Raw genomic sequence first — 16,628 nt, 5'->3', positions numbered from 1 at the left:
GCCACCGCCTGATAGGAGAGACAAATGAAGTTGCCGATCTACCTCGATTACTCCGCGACCACCCCGGTCGACCCACGCGTGGCCCAGAAGATGGCCGAGTGCCTGCTGGTCGACGGGAACTTCGGTAACCCGGCTTCGCGCTCCCATGTCTTCGGCTGGAAGGCCGAGGAAGCGGTCGAGAACGGTCGCCGTCAGGTTGCCGAACTGATCAATGCCGATCCGCGCGAAATCGTCTGGACCAGCGGTGCCACCGAGTCCGACAACCTCGCACTGAAAGGTGTCGCGCACTTCTATCAGACCAAGGGCAAGCACATCATCACCTCCAAGATCGAGCACAAGGCGGTGCTGGACACTGCTCGCCAGCTGGAGCGTGAAGGGTTCGAAGTCACCTACCTGGAGCCGGGCGAAGACGGCATCGTCACCCCGGCCATGGTCGAGGCGGCGCTGCGTGACGACACCATCCTGGTCTCGCTGATGCACGTGAACAACGAAGTCGGCTCGATCAATGACATCGCCGCCATCGGTGAACTGACCCGCTCGCGCGGCGTGCTGTTCCACGTCGATGCCGCGCAGTCGGCCGGCAAGGTCGAAATCGACCTGCAGAAGCTGAAGGTCGACCTGATGTCGTTCTCGGCGCACAAGGTCTATGGCCCCAAGGGTATCGGCGCGCTGTACGTCAGCCGCAAGCCGCGTGTGCGCCTGGAAGCCATCATCCACGGCGGTGGTCATGAGCGCGGCATGCGTTCGGGCACCCTGCCGACCCACCAGATCGTCGGCATGGGCGAAGCCTTCGCCATCGCCAAGCAGGAAATGGCCGCTGAAAACGCGCGCATCAAGGGCCTGAGCGAGCGCTTCTTCAAGCAGGTTTCCAACCTGGAAGAGCTGTACGTCAACGGCAGCCAGACCGCCCGCGTACCGCACAACCTGAACCTGAGCTTCAACTACGTCGAAGGCGAATCTCTGCTGATGTCGCTGAAGGACATCGCCGTATCGTCCGGTTCGGCATGCACCTCCGCGTCGCTCGAGCCGTCGTACGTACTGCGCGCCCTGGGCCGCAACGACGAGCTGGCGCACAGCTCGATCCGCTTCTCCTTCGGCCGTTTCACCACCGAAGAAGAAGTCGACTACGCCGCGCAGAAGGTCTGCGAGGCAGTGAACAAACTGCGTGAGCTGTCGCCGCTGTGGGACATGTACAAAGACGGCGTTGACATCTCCAAGATCGAGTGGGCCGCCCACTAAGCAGTCGCCGGCAAGAGCGGCTCCCTGATGAGGAAGGAATTGCACCATGGCATACAGTGAAAAGGTCATCGACCACTACGAAAACCCGCGCAACGTCGGCAAGATGAATGCCGAAGACCCGGACGTCGGCACCGGCATGGTCGGCGCCCCGGCCTGCGGTGACGTGATGCGCCTGCAGATCAAGGTCAACGAACAGGGCGTGATCGAAGACGCCAAGTTCAAGACCTATGGCTGCGGTTCGGCCATCGCTTCCAGCTCCCTCGCCACCGAGTGGATGAAGGGCAAGACCCTGGACGAAGCCGAAACCATCAAGAACACCCAGCTGGCCGAAGAACTGGCGTTGCCGCCGGTCAAGATCCACTGCTCGGTACTCGCCGAAGATGCCATCAAGGCAGCGGTACGCGATTACAAGCAGAAGAAAGGCTTGATCTAAGTCGCCTGTTGCGAGGTAAGGATTGCAGATGGCTATCAGCATGACAGAAGCCGCCGCCAACCACGTGCGGCGTTCCCTGGAAGGGCGCGGCAAGGGTGAAGGCATTCGCCTGGGCGTGCGCACCACCGGTTGCTCGGGCCTGGCCTACGTGCTGGAGTTCGTCGACGAACTGGCGGAGGAAGACCAGGTGTTCGAGAACCATGGCGTCAAGGTGATCATCGATCCCAAGAGCCTGGTCTACCTCGACGGCACCGAGCTGGACTTCGTCAAGGAAGGGTTGAACGAAGGCTTCAAGTTCAACAACCCCAACGTGCGCGGTGAGTGTGGCTGCGGCGAAAGCTTCAACGTTTGAGGCTGGCTGTGGGTACTCCTTGTCATTTCGCATTGTTTGACCTCCAGCCAGGCTTCCGTCTGGATCTCGACAAGCTGGCCACTCGCTATCGCGAGTTGGCCCGCGAAGTCCATCCCGACCGCTTTGCCGATGCCTCCGAGCGCGAGCAGCGCGTAGCCCTGGAAAAGTCCGCAGCTCTCAACGACGCCTACCAGACCCTGCGCAGTGCGCCGCGTCGCGCCCGCTACCTGCTGGCCATCAGCGGCCACGAAGTGCCCCAGGAAGTCACGGTCCATGACCCGGACTTCCTGTTGCAGCAGATGCAGTGGCGCGAGGAGCTCGAAGAGCTGCACGACGAAGCCGACCTTGACGGTGTCGGTGTGTTCAAGAAGCGCCTGAAGGTCGCCCAGGACACGCTGAACGAGGATTTTGCCGCCTGCTGGGACGCCCCGGGCGAGCGCGACAAGGCAGAGCGCCTGATGCGCCGCATGCAATTCCTCGACAAGCTCGCCCAAGAAGTGCGCCAACTGGAAGAGCGCCTCGACGACTAACCCGGTGCTGCCCGTGATGGCACCTAAGGTATTCAGATAAGCATGGCCCTACTGCAGATTGCCGAACCCGGTCAAAGCCCTCAGCCGCATCAGCGCCGCCTGGCGGTGGGGATCGACCTGGGTACCACCAACTCCCTGGTCGCCGCTCTGCGCAGCGGCCGTAGCGAGCCCCTGCCCGACGCGCAGGGCAACGTCATTCTGCCGTCCGCGGTGCGCTACCTCGAAGGGCGCAACGAAGTGGGGCAGGCTGCGCGTGACGCTGCCTCCAGCGACCCGCTGAACACCGTGCTGTCGGTCAAGCGCCTGATGGGGCGCGGCCTGGCCGACGTCAAGCAATTGGGCGAGCAGCTGCCCTATCGCTTCGTTGGCGGTGAATCGCACATGCCGTTCATCGATACCATACAGGGGCCGAAGAGCCCGGTTGAAGTGTCCGCCGACATCCTCAAGGTGCTGCGCGAGCGTGCCGAAGCCACCCTGGGTGGTGAGCTGGTGGGCGCGGTGATCACCGTGCCGGCCTATTTCGACGACGCCCAGCGCCAGGCCACCAAGGACGCTGCGCGCCTGGCCGGCCTCAATGTGCTGCGCCTGCTCAACGAGCCGACCGCGGCCGCCGTGGCCTATGGCCTGGACCAGAACGCCGAGGGCGTGGTGGCCATCTATGACCTGGGTGGTGGCACCTTCGATATTTCCATTCTGCGCCTGACCGCCGGCGTGTTCGAAGTGCTGGCCACCGGTGGCGATACCGCCCTGGGTGGAGACGACTTCGATCACGCGATTGCCGGCTGGATCATCGAGCAGGCCGGCCTGTCGTCCGACCTGGATCCCGCCACCCAGCGCGCATTGCTGCAAACCGCCTGTGCCGCCAAGGAAGCCCTGACCGACGTTGACGTGGTCAGTGTCCGCCATGGCGCCTGGCAGGGCGAGCTCAGCCGTGCCGCTTTCGAAGCCATGATCGAACCGCTGGTCGCCCGCAGCCTCAAGGCCTGCCGCCGCGCCGTGCGCGACAGCGGCATCGAGCTGGAGGAAGTCAGCGCCGTGGTCATGGTCGGTGGCTCGACCCGCGTGCCGCGTGTGCGCGAAGCGGTGGGCGCGTTGTTCGGGCGCACCCCGCTGACCTCGATCGACCCTGACCAGGTAGTGGCCATCGGTGCCGCGATCCAGGCCGATACCCTGGCCGGCAACCGCCGTGAGGGTGGCGAACTGCTGCTGCTCGATGTCATCCCGCTGTCGCTTGGCCTCGAGACCATGGGCGGGCTGATGGAGAAGGTCATCCCGCGCAACACCACCATTCCGGTGGCGCGGGCCCAGGAGTTCACCACCTACAAGGATGGCCAGACGGCCATGATGATCCATGTGCTGCAAGGTGAGCGCGAGCTGATCAGCGACTGCCGCTCGCTGGTGCGTTTCGAGCTGCGCGGCATTCCGGCCATGGTCGCCGGTGCGGCAAAGATCCGCGTCACCTTCCAGGTCGACGCCGACGGCCTGCTCAGCGTGGCTGCCCGCGAGCTGGGTTCGGGCGTGGAAGCCAGCATCCAGGTCAAGCCGTCCTACGGCCTGACCGACGGCGAAATTGCCCGCATGCTCAAGGATTCCTTCGAACACGCAGGTTCCGACAAGCAGGCCCGCCAGTTGCGCGAGCACCAGGTGGACGGTGAACGCCTGCTCGAAGCGGTACAGGGCGCCCTGGACGCCGATGGCGAACGCCTGCTCAGCAGTGACGAACGCGAAGCCATCGAATTCCAGATGCAAGAACTACGTGATTTGCTGGCCGGCACCGATGGCGCTGCCATCGAGCAACAGACCAAGCGTCTGTCGCAGGTGACCGACGCATTTGCCGCCCGTCGCCTTGATTCGACGGTCAAAGCCGCACTGGCCGGGCGCAACCTGAATGAGATCGAGGAGTAACCGATGCCGCTGGTGACATTCCTGCCGCACGAGAAATTCTGCCCCGACGGGCTGACTGTGGAGGTTGAGCCCGGGACCAACATCCTGGAGCTGGCCCACGACCATCACATCGAGATGGAAAGCGCCTGCGGCGGCGTCAAGGCCTGCACCACCTGCCATTGCATCGTGCGCAAGGGCTTCGACTCGCTGCAAGAAGCCGACGAGCTGGAAGAGGACATGCTGGACAAGGCCTGGGGCCTGGAGGCTCAATCGCGGCTCGGCTGCCAGGTGGTCGTCGCTGACCAGGACCTGGTCATCGAAATCCCCAAGTATTCGCTCAACCACGCCGCCGAAGCGCCGCACTGAGGTTTGTTCCATGAGCCTGAAATGGATTGATGTACTTGAGATCGCCATCCAGCTTGCAGAAAGCAAGCCTGACGTCGATCCTCGTTATGTGAATTTCGTCGATCTGCACCGTTGGGTGCTGGCCTTGCCAGAATTCAGCGACGATCCGTCACGCGGCGGTGAGAAGGTGCTCGAGGCCATCCAGGCGGCCTGGATCGACGAAGCCGACTGAACGCGTCCTGCAGGTTAGGCAATCCCCTGGAACCCGCGTATAATTCGCGGGTTTAATTTTTCGCAACACTCATTTTTCTGGAGTTTTCCATGGCTGTTCAACGTACTTTCTCCATCATCAAGCCTGACGCCGTCGCCAAGAACGTCATCGGCGAGATCACCACTCGTTTCGAGAAAGCCGGCCTGCGCGTCGTCGCTTCGAAAATGAAGCAGCTGTCCAAAGCCGAAGCCGAAGGCTTCTACGCCGAGCACAAAGAGCGCGGCTTCTTCGCTGACCTGGTTGCCTTCATGACTTCCGGCCCGGTCATCGTTCAGGTTCTGGAAGGCGAAAACGCCGTTCTGGCCAACCGCGAGCTGATGGGCGCCACCAACCCGAAAGAAGCTGCTGCCGGCACCATCCGTGCTGACTTCGCCGTTTCCATCGACGAGAACGCCGTTCACGGTTCCGACTCGGAAGCTTCGGCTGCCCGCGAAATCGCTTACTTCTTCTCCGCTACCGAGCTGTGCGACCGCATTCGCTAAGCGAAGCAGGTCTTGGGTGATTCCATGAGTGACATGACTGGCAAGATCAACCTGTTGGGCCTGACCCTGCAGGAAATGGAAAAATTCTTCGAGTCGATCGGAGAGAAGCGTTTTCGTGCCGGTCAGGTCATGAAATGGATTCACCACTATGGCGTCGACGATTTCGCCGCCATGACCAATGTCGGCAAGGCCTTGCGCGAAAAGCTCGAGGCCGTTGCCGAGATTCGGGGCCCGGAAGTGGTCAGTGAAGACATTTCCGCCGACGGCACCCGCAAGTGGGTGGTGCGCGTTGCTTCCGGCAGCTGCGTCGAAACCGTCTACATCCCCACCGACGACCGCGGCACCCTGTGTGTCTCGTCGCAAGCCGGCTGTGCCCTGGATTGCAGCTTCTGCTCCACCGGCAAGCAAGGCTTCAACAGCAACCTCACCGCCGCCGAAGTGATCGGCCAGGTGTGGCTTGCCAACAAATCCTTCGGGACCGTTCCGGCCAAGATCGACCGCGCCATTACCAACGTGGTCATGATGGGCATGGGCGAACCCCTGCTGAATTTCGACAATGTCATCGCCGCCATGAAGATCATGATGGAAGATCTCGGCTATGGCATTTCCAAGCGTCGCGTCACCCTCTCGACATCAGGCGTGGTGCCGATGATCGACGAGTTGGCCAAGCATATCGACGTGTCGCTGGCCCTGTCGCTGCACGCGCCGAACGACGAACTGCGCAACAAGCTGGTACCGATCAACAAGAAGTACCCGCTGAAGATGCTGCTGGAATCGTGCATGGGCTATATGTCCACCCTGGGTGGCAAACGCGTGCTGACCATCGAGTACACCCTGCTCAAGGACGTCAACGACCAGCCCGAGCACGCTGCGCAAATGATCGAGCTGCTGCGCGACGTGCCGTGCAAGATCAACCTGATCCCGTTCAACCCGTTCCCGCATTCGGGCTACGAGCGGCCGAGCAACAACGCTATCCGCCGCTTCCAGGACCTGTTGCACCACGGTGGCTTCAACGTCACTACCCGTACTACCCGTGGTGATGACATCGACGCCGCCTGCGGCCAGCTGGTTGGCCAGGTCAACGACCGCACCCGCCGCAGCGAGCGCTATATCGCTGTGCGCCAGCTTTCTGCGGACGCCGACCTGCAAGACAGCGCTGCGCAGCACTGACCGGGACCTTGCCCATGAGCCTGCGCGCCGCGCTGTCGATCCTTGCGCTTTCGCTGCTGGCCGGCTGCGTGTCGGGCGGCGCGGGCGACCCCCTGGCCAGCCGCCAGGGCAGGGCAGAGGCAGGGCGGGCTTATGTGCAGCTTGGCCTGGGCTATTTGCAACAAGGTTTGACCGAGCAGGCCAAGGCGCCGCTGGGCAAGGCCTTGGCCCTGGACAACGACGACGCCGATGCGCATGCCGCCCTGGCGCTGGTGCTGCAGGCCGAAGGCGAGGCCGAAATGGCCGAAAGCCACTACCGCAAGGCACTGCAGGCGCGCCCTGGCGACACGCGAATTCGCAACAATTACGGCAGTTTCCTTTATGCTCGGGGACGATTTGCCGAGGCCGAGCAGATGTTTCGCCTGGCCAGCGCCGATACCCTGTATCCTGAGCGTTCACGCGTTTACGAGAACCTGGGCCTGACTGCCCTGAAGCTCGAGCGCCGCGACCAGGCGCACGCCTATTTGCTGAAAGCTTTGCAACTCAACCAGCGGCAACCGAAAGCGTTGTTGGAAATGGCTGAGTTGTCCTACGAAAACAGGCATTATGTGCCGGCCCGGGACTACTACGATCGTTTCAGCCAGCTGAGCGAACACGATGCCCGTAGCCTGCTGCTGGGCAGCCGCCTTGCCAGGGTGTTCGACGAGCAGGGCAAACTGGCCGAGCTGGGTCAGCAATTACAACGACTTTATCCCGGTACGCCGGAATATCAGCAATACCTGTCGGAGCAACGATGAAAGCCGCGCATCCCGAAGTAGCCGTAGCGCCTGGCCAGAACCCCGGTGAGCTTTTGCGTCAGGCCCGTGAGAACCGGGACTGGTCACAAGCCGAGGTGGCCCGCAAGCTCAACCTCACTGTCAGTTCGTTGAACCACGTGGAAACCGGCGCCTTCGACAAGCTGCCCGGGCATACGTTTGCCCGTGGCTACATCCGCGCCTATGCCAAGCTGATGGAGCTGGACCAGGCCGCCCTGGTAGATGCCTTCGACCGCTACACCGGTACCCACGCCAAAGGCAGCGACGTGCACTCGCTGGGCCGTATCGAAGAGCCGGTGCGCCTGTCGCACAACATCCTGCGTGGCGTCAGCCTGCTGTTGCTGGTGGCCGTGGTCGGTGGCGGCTTTGTCTGGTGGCAGGACCAGGGCAGCCTGCGTGGCAAGGACCTGGCCAAGATCGCCCTGGAACACGTCGAAGTCGAGAGCGCCGACGGTACCACCCAGATTCACCCGCTCGATGAGCCTGAAGACCAGGCCGTTTCGGCTGGCCAGCAGCTCGAGAGCGCGCCGCTGCCGCTGGAGCAGGGCGCTAGCGGGCAGCCCGCCGCTGTCGCCGAACAGGCCCCGGCAAGCCCCGCCGCCGCCGCTGCCGCAGCACCTGCCCCGGCGCCCGCGCAGCCGGCTCCGGCGCAGCCTGCGGTCAGTGCACCGGTGGTGGCGCCTGCGCCGGCAGCGCCGGTTGCTCCGGCCCCGGCGGCTGCTCCGAGCGCCCCGGCGGCGACCGTAGCCGCCGCCGAGCCTGCCACGCCCGCCGTGCCCGCCGAAGTGCCGGCCGGCAGTGGCAAGGTGGCCATCCAGTTCAGCGCCGATTGCTGGACCCAGGTCAGCGACGGCAATGGCAAGGTGCTGTTCAGCGCCATCAAGCGCAAGGGGGACAACCTCGAGCTGACCGGCAAGCCGCCGTTCGCGGTACGCCTGGGCTTTGCCCGTGGCGCCCAGGTCAGCTACAACGGCCAGGCCGTCGATGTTGCCCCGTTCACCAGTGGCGAAACCGCTCGCCTGAAGTTGGGACAGTAAGTCATGCACGGCGAATCTCCGATCAAACGTCGCGAATCCCGCAAAATCTGGGTCGGCAATGTGCCTGTGGGTGGTGATGCGCCCATCGCGGTGCAGAGCATGACCAACACCGACACCAACGATGTGGCCGCCACCGTGGCGCAGATCCAGCGCCTGGTCGATGCCGGCGTGGACATCGTGCGGGTCTCGGTGCCGGACATGGACGCCGCCGAGGCGTTCGGCCGCATCAAGCAGCAGGTCAGCGTGCCGCTGGTTGCCGACATTCACTTCGACTACAAGATCGCCCTGCGCGTAGCCGAACTGGGCGTCGACTGCCTGCGTATCAACCCGGGCAACATCGGCCGTGAAGACCGCGTGCGCGCGGTGGTCGATGCGGCCCGCGACCGTGGCATCCCGATCCGTATCGGCGTCAACGCCGGCTCCCTGGAGAAGGACCTGCAGAAGAAGTATGGCGAACCGACCCCGGCTGCGCTGGTCGAGTCGGCGCTGCGCCACGTCGAACACCTCGACCGCCTGGACTTCCAGGACTTCAAGGTCAGCGTCAAGGCCTCCGACGTGTTCATGGCCGTCGAAGCCTACCGCCTGTTGGCCAAGCAGATCGTGCAGCCGCTGCACCTGGGCATCACCGAAGCCGGTGGCCTGCGTTCCGGCACGGTGAAATCCGCTGTCGGCCTCGGTATGCTGCTGGCCGAAGGCATTGGCGATACCATCCGTATCTCGCTGGCGGCCGACCCGGTCGAAGAAGTGAAGGTCGGCTACGACATCCTCAAGTCGCTGCACCTGCGCTCGCGTGGCATCAACTTCATCGCCTGCCCGAGCTGCTCGCGGCAGAACTTCGATGTGGTCAAGACCATGAACGAGCTGGAAGGGCGCCTGGAAGACCTGCTGGTACCGCTGGACGTGGCGGTGATCGGTTGCGTGGTCAACGGCCCGGGCGAAGCCAAGGAGTCCCATGTGGGGCTGACCGGCGGTACGCCGAACCTGGTCTACATCGACGGCAAGCCGGCGCAGAAGCTGACCAACGACAACCTGGTCGACGAGCTGGAAAAGCTCATTCGCCAGAAAGCGGCCGAAAAGGCCGAAGCCGACGCGGCGCTGATCGTCCGTGGCTGACACCCGAATTCGTAAGGACTTTTCGTGAGCAAATCGCTGCAAGCCATCCGTGGCATGAACGACATCCTGCCTGAACAGTCGCCTTTGTGGCGCTACTTCGAAGGCACCGTGGCCGGCCTGCTGGATACCTACGGGTACAGCCAGATCCGCACGCCGATCGTCGAGTTCACCGAGCTGTTCAAGCGCTCCATCGGTGAAGTGACCGACATCGTCGAAAAAGAGATGTACACCTTCGAGGACCGCAACGGCGATTCGCTGACCCTGCGTCCAGAAGGTACTGCTGCCTGTGTGCGTGCCGTGCTCGAGCATGGCATCACCGGCAACGGCCAGGTACAGAAACTGTGGTACATCGGCCAGATGTTCCGCCACGAGCGCCCGCAGAAAGGCCGTTACCGCCAGTTCCACCAGATTGGCGTGGAAGTGTTCAACCTGGACGGCCCGGACATCGACGCCGAGCTGATCATGCTGACCTGGCGCCTGTGGGGCCTGCTGGGCATCCAGGACGCGGTCAAGCTGGAGCTCAACAGCCTGGGCACCAGCGAAGCCCGTGCGCGTTACCGCGATGCGCTGGTCGAGTTCCTCTCGGCACGCCTGGAGCAGCTGGATGAAGACAGCCAGCGCCGGCTCAAGAGCAACCCGCTGCGCATCCTCGACAGCAAGGACCAGAACACCCAGGCGGTGCTGGTTGGCGCGCCGAAGCTGGAAGACTACCTGGACGAAGAATCGCGCGTGCACTTCGAGGGCCTCAAGGCCCGCCTGGACGCTGCCGGTATCCCGTTCGTGATCAACACCAAGCTGGTGCGTGGCCTGGACTACTACAGCAAGACCGTGTTCGAGTGGGTGACCGACAAGCTCGGCGCCCAGGGCACGGTCTGCGCTGGTGGCCGCTACGACGGCCTGGTCGAGCAGATGGGCGGCAAACCGACCCCGGGCGTCGGTTTCGCCATGGGTATCGAGCGCCTGATCCTGCTGCTGGAAACCCTGGGCAAGGTGCCCGAGTCCATCAGCCGACAGATCGACGTCTACCTCTGCGCCTTCGGCGAACCGGCCGAACTGGCAGGCCTGCGCTTGTCCGAGGGCCTGCGCGACCGCCTGCCGGGCCTGCGCCTGGCGGTCAACGCCGGTGGCGGCAGCTTCAAGAGCCAGTTCAAGAAAGCCGACAAGAGCGGCGCGCTGTTCGCGCTGATCCTTGGTGATGACGAGCTGGCCAAGCAAGAGATCGGCTTCAAGCCCCTGCGTGGGCAGGGCGAACAACAGAACATTGCCTGGGATGCTCTGGCTGAGCACCTGGAAACCGCGATCGCGCAGGCGTAACGCGGTTCAACAAGCGAATAGGCGAAAAGGAGTATTGGGGTGTCGAGTACCGATGATGAACTGGCAGGGGTCAAGGACTGGTGGAACCGCAACGGCAAGCCGCTGCTGACCGGTGCCCTGCTGGCTGGCGTGGTGGTGTTGGGCTGGAATACCTGGCACAAGTACCAGAACAATCAGTCGCAAGGTGCCTCGCAGCTGTACCAGGCCTTGCTGGAAACCAGCCTGACGCCCACTGGCCAGCCTGACGCGACCAAGGTCGCGGAACTGGCCGGCAAGCTCAAGAGCGAGTTCGGCGGTACCGCCTACGCCCAGTACGGCAGCCTGTTCGTGGCCAAGGTCGCGGTCGAGAGCGGCAAGCTCGACGACGCCGCTGCCGAGCTGAAAAGCGTGCTGGACAAGCCGGCCGATGCCACCCTGGGCGAAATTGCACGCCAGCGCCTGGCTCGCGTACTGGCTGCCCAGAACAAGGCCGAGGACGCCCTCAAGCTGCTCGACGGGGATGCCGACCAGGCCTTCCTGGCCAGCCGTGAAGAGTTGAAGGGTGACCTGCTGGTGCAGCTGGGTCGCGCCGACGACGCGCACAGTGCTTACGAGAAAGCCAAGGCTGCGTTGTCCGATGAGGCGGCGGTCGGTGGCCTGCAATTGAAGCTGGATGACTTGGCCAAAGGGGACGCGTAAGTGATCGGTTGGAAACATGCAGCAGTGCTGACCCTGGCCGTACTGGCCGCGGGTTGCAGCAGCAACAGCAAGAAGGAACTGCCCCCGGCCGAGCTGACCAAGTTCACCGAGGAAGTGGTGCTGAAGAAGCAGTGGAGCCGTTCGATCGGTGACGGCCAGGGCGAAACCTACAACACCCTGGTGCCGGCCATCGAAAACGACCGCATCTACGCCTCCGACGTCAATGGCGAAGTCTTCGCCCTCGACCGCATCACCGGCGACGTGGTGTGGAAGAAGGACCTCGAGCTGCCGGTTTCCGGTGCTGTCGGCGTCGGCTATGGCCTGGTCATGCTGGGTACCCTCAAGGGTGAAGTGATTGCCCTGGACTCCAGCACTGGCGAGGAGCGCTGGCGCTCCCGGGTGACCAGCGAAGTGCTGGCCCCGCCTGCCAACAATGGTGATGTAGTAGTCGTGCAGACCCAGGACGATCGCCTGATCGGCCTGGATGCCGCTACCGGTGACCGCCGCTGGATCTACGAGAACAGCCCGGCCGTGCTGACCCTGCGTGGCACCGGCGCGCCGATCGTCACCAACCGCCTGGCCGTCGCCGGCCTGTCCACCGGCAAGGTGGTGGCGGTAGACATCAACAACGGTGTGCCGGTGTGGGAAAGCCGTGTGGCGATTCCGCAAGGCCGTTCCGAGCTGGACCGTGTGGTCGATATCGACGGCGGCCTGCTGCTGTCGGGTGGTACCCTGTACGTCAGCACCTACCAGGGCCGCGTCGCGGGCCTGGACCTGGAAAGCGGCCGGGTGCTGTGGCAGCGTGATGCCTCCAGCTACGTGGGTGTCGCCCAGGGCTTCGGCAACGTCTACGTCAGCGAAGCTTCCGGCACTGTCGAAAGCGTCGATGAACGCTCTTCCAGCGCGCTGTGGAGCAACGACACCATGGCGCGTCGCCAGCTGACCGCGCCGGAAGTGTTCTCCAGCTACGTGGCGGTGGGTGACTTCGAGGGCTACCTGCACCTGCTGAGCCAGGTCGATGGCCGCTTCGTCGGCCGTGAGCGTATCGACAGCGATGGCCTGCGTGCCCGCCCACTCGTGGTCGGCGACACCATCTACGTCTTTGGCAACAGCGGCAAGCTCGAGGCACTGACCATCCGCTGAAGCTATGCTTGAAGCCTTGGCGGGCTTCAAGCCGCGGCGTAGGACACGCCGCCCGAACTCCGGCCGCTGCCTTGCAGCGGCCTTTGCATTTTCAAGAATTCAAGAGTGGAGAGCCGAATGGTTCCCGTAATCGCCCTGGTGGGCCGCCCGAACGTCGGCAAATCCACCATGTTCAACCGCCTGACCAAGACCCGCGATGCCATCGTTGGTGACCTGTCGGGCCTGACCCGTGACCGCCAGTATGGTGATGCCAGCTGGCAGGGTCGTTCCTTCATCCTGATCGACACCGGCGGTATTACCGGTGACGAAGTGGGCATGGACGAGAAAATGGCCGAGCAGTCGCTCATGGCCATCGAAGAAGCCGACTATGTGTTGTTCCTGGTCGATGCCCGTGCTGGCATGACCGCCGCTGACCAGATGATCGCCGAGCACCTGCGCAAGCGGAACAAGGAAGCGATCCTGGTTGCCAACAAGATCGACAACATCGATGCCGATGTCGCCCGCGCCGAGTTCTCGCCGCTGGGCATGGGCAATGCCATTCCGGTGGCGGGCTCCCAGGGCCGTGGTATCAATGCGTTGATGGAGGCCGTGCTCGGCCACCTGCCGCGCGACCAGGTCGAGGAAGCGCTGGACGCCGAAGTCGCCGAAGGCGAAGAAGCGGTGCGCATCCCTGGCCCGAGCGAGAAGGACGGCATCAAGATCGCCATCATCGGCCGCCCCAACGTGGGCAAGTCGACCCTGGTCAACCGCATGCTCGGCGAAGAGCGCGTGGTGGTGTACGACCAGCCGGGCACCACCCGCGACAGCATCTACATCCCGTTCGAGCGCGATGACGAGAAGTACACCTTCATCGACACCGCCGGCGTACGCAAGCGCGGCAAGATCCACGAGGAAGTCGAGAAGTTCTCGGTGGTGAAGACGCTGCAGGCGATCAAGGACGCCAACGTGGTGATCTTCGTCATGGATGCCCGCGAAGGCGTGGTGGACCATGACCTGAACCTGCTGGGCTTCGCCCTGGAAGCCGGCCGCGCCATTGTCATCGCCCTGAACAAGTGGGACGGCATGGAGCCGGGCGAACGCGACTACGTGAAGACCGAGCTGGAGCGCCGGCTGTTCTTCGTCGACTTCGCCGACATTCACTTCATCTCCGCCCTGCACGGCACCGGCGTAGGCCACCTGTACAAGTCGGTGCAGGCCGCGTTCAAGTCGGCCGTGACCCGTTGGCCGACCAGCCGCCTGACGCAAATCCTCGAAGATGCCGTGAGCGAGCACCAGCCGCCGCTGGTCAATGGCCGCCGCATCAAGCTGCGCTATGCCCACCTCGGTGGTGCCAACCCGCCGCTGATCGTGATCCACGGTAACCAGACCGACAAGATTCCGAAGTCGTACTCGCGTTACCTGGAAAACACCTACCGCCGCGTGCTGAAACTGGTCGGTACGCCGATTCGCATCGAATACAAGGGCGGTGAGAACCCGTACGAGGGCAAGAAGAACACCCTCACCGATCGTCAGGTCAACAAGAAACGCCGCCTGATGTCGCACCACAAGAAGGCCGAGAAGAAGCGTCGCGACAAGAAACGCTGATTCCGCGTCAGCTTCTTCGCGGGCTTGCCCGCTCCCACAGATACGGTACGACCCTTGAGCTACGTGCAGTACCTGTGGGAGCGGGCAAGCCCGCGAATCGCCCTTTGACCCAGCGCAATGCCCCCAGCGTTTCAACCTTTTTCCTGACCGCTCGATCCGCTATGCTCGGACTCCAACCCGTGCCGGATACACCCCAGGAAAGAGGGCTTCATGATCCGCAGCAAACTGCCGAATGTCGGCACGACCATCTTCACCAGCATGTCCCAGCTCGCCGCGCAGACCGGTGCGCTCAACCTGTCGCAAGGCTTCCCCGACTTCAATGGCCCGCAGGCGCTGCTCGATGCAGTGGGCCGGCATGTGGCTGCCGGGCATAACCAGTATTCACCGATGACCGGCCTGCCGGCGTTGCGCCAGCAGGTGGCGGCCAAGGTCGCGCGGCTATACGGTGCACAGGTGGATGCCGACCAGGAAGTGACCATCACCCCCGGTGCCACCGAGGCGATTTTCTGTGCCATCCAGGCGCTGGTCCACGCTGGCGACGAGGTGATCGTCTTCGACCCGTGCTATGACAGCTACGAACCGTCCGTGGAACTGGCCGGTGGCCGTTGCGTGCATGTGCGCCTGAGCGATGGCGACTTCCGTATCGACTGGCAGCAGTTCGCCGATGCGCTCAGCCCGCGCACGCGCATGGTCATCCTCAACTCGCCGCACAATCCCAGCGGTGCGCTGATCACTCGCGCAGACCTGGACCAGCTGGCGCAGCTGATCGCCGGCCGCGATATCCACCTGATCAGCGATGAAGTGTACGAACATCTGGTCTATGACGGTGTGCGCCATGCCAGCGTACTGGCCCATGAGCAGCTGTACTCGCGCGCTTTCGTGGTCAGCTCGTTCGGCAAGACCTATCACGTTACCGGCTGGAAGACCGGTTATGTGATCGCGCCGCCGGCGCTGAGCGCCGAGCTGCGCAAGGTGCACCAGTACGTCAACTTCTGCGGGGTGACGCCGCTGCAGTGCGCCTTGGCCGAGTTCATGGCCGAGCATCCCGAGCATATCGATCAATTGCCTGCCTTCTACCAGGCCAAGCGCGACCTGTTCTGCGGTTTGCTGGACGGCTCGCGGTTTCGTTTCACCCGCACGGCGGGTACCTATTTCCAGCTGGTGGACTATTCGCAGATCCGCCCGGACCTGAACGATGTCGACATGGCACTGTGGCTGACCCGTGAGCACGGAGTGGCGAGCATCCCGGTGTCGGTGTTCTACCAGCAGCCCATCCCCGAGCAACGCCTGGTCCGCCTGTGCTTTGCCAAACGAGAGGAGACGCTGCGTCAGGCAGCGGAAAGACTATGCGCGATCTGAGCACACTGCCCAACCTGAAAGTCGCCCTGGTGCAAACCACCCTGGCCTGGCACGACCGCGAGGCCAACTATGCGCACTTCGAGGAGCTGCTGGCGCAGGTCGGCGAGGTGGACCTGGTGATTCTGCCGGAAATGTTCACCACCGGTTTCTCGATGCAGTCGGAGAGCCTGTGCGAGCCTGAGAATGGCCCGACCTACAAATGGTTGAAGGCCCAGGCGAAGAAGTGCAACGCGGTTGTCACCGGCAGCGTGATCATCCAGGCCGCCGATGGCAGCCACCGTAACCGCCTGCTGTGGGCACGGCCGGATGGCGAGATCCTGCACTACGACAAGCGCCACCTGTTCCGCATGGCCGGTGAGCACAAGCATTACACCCCGGGCGAGCGCCAGGTGCAGTTCGAGCTCAAAGGCTGGCGGATTCGCCCGCTGATCTGCTACGACCTGCGCTTCCCGGTGTGGAGCCGCGATGCCCAGGACACCGACCTGCTGCTGTACACCGCCAACTGGCCGGCTGCGCGGCGCCAGCACTGGAACCGCCTGTTGCCGGCACGGGGCATCGAGAACCTGTGCTATGTGGCGGCGGTGAACCGGGTAGGCACCGATGGCAAGGGCTTCGCCTATTCTGGCGACAGCCAGGTGCTGGACTTCCAAGGCGAGAGCCTGCTCAGTGCCGGGGAGGCGGACGGGGTGTTCACCGCCGTATTGAGCGCGGCGGAACTGGCGGCGTACCGGGCCAAGTTCCCGGCCAACCTGGATGCCGATACCTTCGAACTCCGTTGAGCTGCCACTGGCCCCTGTAGGAGCGGCCTTGTGTCGCGAAGGGCCGCAGAGCGGCCCCAGGGTTCTGGTGGCGATGCGAAGATTGCCGGGGCCGCTTTGCGGCCCTTCGCGACACAAGGCC

The 16,628-nt window shown here is 63.6% G+C and carries 18 protein-coding genes; all 18 read left to right on the top strand.

Annotated features, from left to right (window positions below; genetic code table 11):
* Positions 1-24 precede the first annotated feature (24 nt).
* The 18 genes from JKP78_RS11220 to JKP78_RS11135 all read left to right on the top strand — a co-directional run bounded on the left by JKP78_RS11220 (position 25) and on the right by JKP78_RS11135 (position 16,507).
* The gene (locus tag JKP78_RS11220) at positions 25-1,239 is read left to right on the top strand and encodes an IscS subfamily cysteine desulfurase (protein ID WP_170028346.1); all 1,215 of its coding nucleotides are present in this window, start codon (positions 25-27) and stop codon (positions 1,237-1,239) included.
* Positions 1,240-1,285: 46 nt separating this feature from the next.
* Positions 1,286-1,672, top strand: a complete 387-nt coding sequence (gene iscU / locus JKP78_RS11215) for a Fe-S cluster assembly scaffold IscU (RefSeq protein ID WP_003248539.1) — start codon at positions 1,286-1,288, stop codon at positions 1,670-1,672.
* Positions 1,673-1,700: 28 nt separating this feature from the next.
* Complete coding sequence (iscA, locus tag JKP78_RS11210; RefSeq protein WP_170028347.1) at positions 1,701-2,024, top strand: iron-sulfur cluster assembly protein IscA; 324 nt, start codon at positions 1,701-1,703, stop codon at positions 2,022-2,024.
* Between the two features lie 8 nt (positions 2,025-2,032).
* Positions 2,033-2,554: a co-chaperone HscB gene (hscB, locus tag JKP78_RS11205; RefSeq protein WP_186686271.1), complete on the top strand. Its 522-nt coding sequence runs from the start codon at positions 2,033-2,035 to the stop codon at positions 2,552-2,554.
* Between the two features lie 42 nt (positions 2,555-2,596).
* On the top strand, positions 2,597-4,459 hold the full coding sequence (hscA, locus tag JKP78_RS11200; RefSeq protein WP_200626668.1) for a Fe-S protein assembly chaperone HscA: 1,863 nt from the start codon (positions 2,597-2,599) through the stop codon (positions 4,457-4,459).
* A 3-nt stretch (positions 4,460-4,462) separates the two neighbouring features.
* Complete coding sequence (gene fdx, locus JKP78_RS11195; RefSeq protein ID WP_186686267.1) at positions 4,463-4,804, top strand: ISC system 2Fe-2S type ferredoxin; 342 nt, start codon at positions 4,463-4,465, stop codon at positions 4,802-4,804.
* Between the two features lie 10 nt (positions 4,805-4,814).
* Positions 4,815-5,015, top strand: a complete 201-nt coding sequence (iscX, locus tag JKP78_RS11190) for a Fe-S cluster assembly protein IscX (protein ID WP_110699949.1) — start codon at positions 4,815-4,817, stop codon at positions 5,013-5,015.
* An 89-nt stretch (positions 5,016-5,104) separates the two neighbouring features.
* Complete coding sequence (gene ndk / locus JKP78_RS11185) at positions 5,105-5,536, top strand: nucleoside-diphosphate kinase (protein WP_023382208.1); 432 nt, start codon at positions 5,105-5,107, stop codon at positions 5,534-5,536.
* Between the two features lie 24 nt (positions 5,537-5,560).
* Entirely contained in the window at positions 5,561-6,706 is a 1,146-nt protein-coding gene (gene rlmN, locus JKP78_RS11180; RefSeq protein ID WP_170028351.1) for a 23S rRNA (adenine(2503)-C(2))-methyltransferase RlmN, read from the top strand.
* Positions 6,707-6,720: 14 nt separating this feature from the next.
* Positions 6,721-7,482 carry a type IV pilus biogenesis/stability protein PilW gene (gene pilW, locus JKP78_RS11175; RefSeq protein WP_186686265.1) on the top strand — a complete coding sequence of 254 codons (762 nt, stop codon included), beginning with the start codon at positions 6,721-6,723 and terminating at the stop codon, positions 7,480-7,482.
* Positions 7,479-8,537: a RodZ domain-containing protein gene (locus tag JKP78_RS11170; RefSeq protein WP_200626667.1), complete on the top strand. Its 1,059-nt coding sequence runs from the start codon at positions 7,479-7,481 to the stop codon at positions 8,535-8,537. The genes pilW and JKP78_RS11170 overlap by 4 nt, the downstream gene beginning before the upstream one ends.
* Positions 8,538-8,540: 3 nt before the next feature.
* Positions 8,541-9,650 (top strand): flavodoxin-dependent (E)-4-hydroxy-3-methylbut-2-enyl-diphosphate synthase, encoded by a 1,110-nt coding sequence (ispG, locus tag JKP78_RS11165; RefSeq protein ID WP_038408727.1) that lies wholly within the window; start codon positions 8,541-8,543, stop codon positions 9,648-9,650.
* A gap of 24 nt (positions 9,651-9,674) precedes the next feature.
* The gene (gene hisS / locus JKP78_RS11160; protein WP_186686260.1) at positions 9,675-10,964 is read left to right on the top strand and encodes a histidine--tRNA ligase; all 1,290 of its coding nucleotides are present in this window, start codon (positions 9,675-9,677) and stop codon (positions 10,962-10,964) included.
* Between the two features lie 39 nt (positions 10,965-11,003).
* Positions 11,004-11,642, top strand: coding sequence for a tetratricopeptide repeat protein (locus tag JKP78_RS11155; RefSeq protein WP_186686258.1), 639 nt, complete (start codon positions 11,004-11,006; stop codon positions 11,640-11,642).
* Positions 11,643-12,785, top strand: a complete 1,143-nt coding sequence (bamB, locus tag JKP78_RS11150; RefSeq protein WP_170028355.1) for an outer membrane protein assembly factor BamB — start codon at positions 11,643-11,645, stop codon at positions 12,783-12,785.
* 117 nt (positions 12,786-12,902) lie between these two features.
* Positions 12,903-14,369, top strand: a complete 1,467-nt coding sequence (gene der / locus JKP78_RS11145) for a ribosome biogenesis GTPase Der (RefSeq protein ID WP_170028356.1) — start codon at positions 12,903-12,905, stop codon at positions 14,367-14,369.
* A gap of 210 nt (positions 14,370-14,579) precedes the next feature.
* Positions 14,580-15,728: a pyridoxal phosphate-dependent aminotransferase gene (locus tag JKP78_RS11140; RefSeq protein ID WP_186686256.1), complete on the top strand. Its 1,149-nt coding sequence runs from the start codon at positions 14,580-14,582 to the stop codon at positions 15,726-15,728.
* Positions 15,716-16,507: an amidohydrolase gene (locus JKP78_RS11135; RefSeq protein WP_186686255.1), complete on the top strand. Its 792-nt coding sequence runs from the start codon at positions 15,716-15,718 to the stop codon at positions 16,505-16,507. The genes JKP78_RS11140 and JKP78_RS11135 overlap by 13 nt, the downstream gene beginning before the upstream one ends.
* The last annotated feature ends 121 nt before the right edge of the window (positions 16,508-16,628 follow it).

Origin of the sequence: Pseudomonas sp. LAM2023 (assembly GCF_016620375.1) — a bacterium.
In the GTDB taxonomy this organism is placed as follows: domain Bacteria; phylum Pseudomonadota; class Gammaproteobacteria; order Pseudomonadales; family Pseudomonadaceae; genus Aquipseudomonas; species Aquipseudomonas anuradhapurensis.
Note: the sequence above shows the minus strand (reverse complement) of the source record. Positions and strands in the feature narration are given on the sequence as shown.

What these genes read in the sequence shown, in the direction of transcription:
- JKP78_RS11220 (WP_170028346.1), top strand. Translation starts at nt 25, where the DNA reads ATGAAGTTGCCGATCTACCTCGATTACTCCGCGACCACCCCGGTCGAC.
- iscU (WP_003248539.1), top strand. Translation starts at nt 1,286, where the DNA reads ATGGCATACAGTGAAAAGGTCATCGACCACTACGAAAACCCGCGCAAC.
- iscA (WP_170028347.1), top strand. Translation starts at nt 1,701, where the DNA reads ATGGCTATCAGCATGACAGAAGCCGCCGCCAACCACGTGCGGCGTTCC.
- hscA (WP_200626668.1), top strand. Translation starts at nt 2,597, where the DNA reads ATGGCCCTACTGCAGATTGCCGAACCCGGTCAAAGCCCTCAGCCGCAT.
- fdx (WP_186686267.1), top strand. Translation starts at nt 4,463, where the DNA reads ATGCCGCTGGTGACATTCCTGCCGCACGAGAAATTCTGCCCCGACGGG.
- iscX (WP_110699949.1), top strand. Translation starts at nt 4,815, where the DNA reads ATGAGCCTGAAATGGATTGATGTACTTGAGATCGCCATCCAGCTTGCA.
- ndk (WP_023382208.1), top strand. Translation starts at nt 5,105, where the DNA reads ATGGCTGTTCAACGTACTTTCTCCATCATCAAGCCTGACGCCGTCGCC.
- rlmN (WP_170028351.1), top strand. Translation starts at nt 5,561, where the DNA reads ATGAGTGACATGACTGGCAAGATCAACCTGTTGGGCCTGACCCTGCAG.
- pilW (WP_186686265.1), top strand. Translation starts at nt 6,721, where the DNA reads ATGAGCCTGCGCGCCGCGCTGTCGATCCTTGCGCTTTCGCTGCTGGCC.
- JKP78_RS11170 (WP_200626667.1), top strand. Translation starts at nt 7,479, where the DNA reads ATGAAAGCCGCGCATCCCGAAGTAGCCGTAGCGCCTGGCCAGAACCCC.
- ispG (WP_038408727.1), top strand. Translation starts at nt 8,541, where the DNA reads ATGCACGGCGAATCTCCGATCAAACGTCGCGAATCCCGCAAAATCTGG.
- der (WP_170028356.1), top strand. Translation starts at nt 12,903, where the DNA reads ATGGTTCCCGTAATCGCCCTGGTGGGCCGCCCGAACGTCGGCAAATCC.
- JKP78_RS11140 (WP_186686256.1), top strand. Translation starts at nt 14,580, where the DNA reads ATGATCCGCAGCAAACTGCCGAATGTCGGCACGACCATCTTCACCAGC.
- JKP78_RS11135 (WP_186686255.1), top strand. Translation starts at nt 15,716, where the DNA reads ATGCGCGATCTGAGCACACTGCCCAACCTGAAAGTCGCCCTGGTGCAA.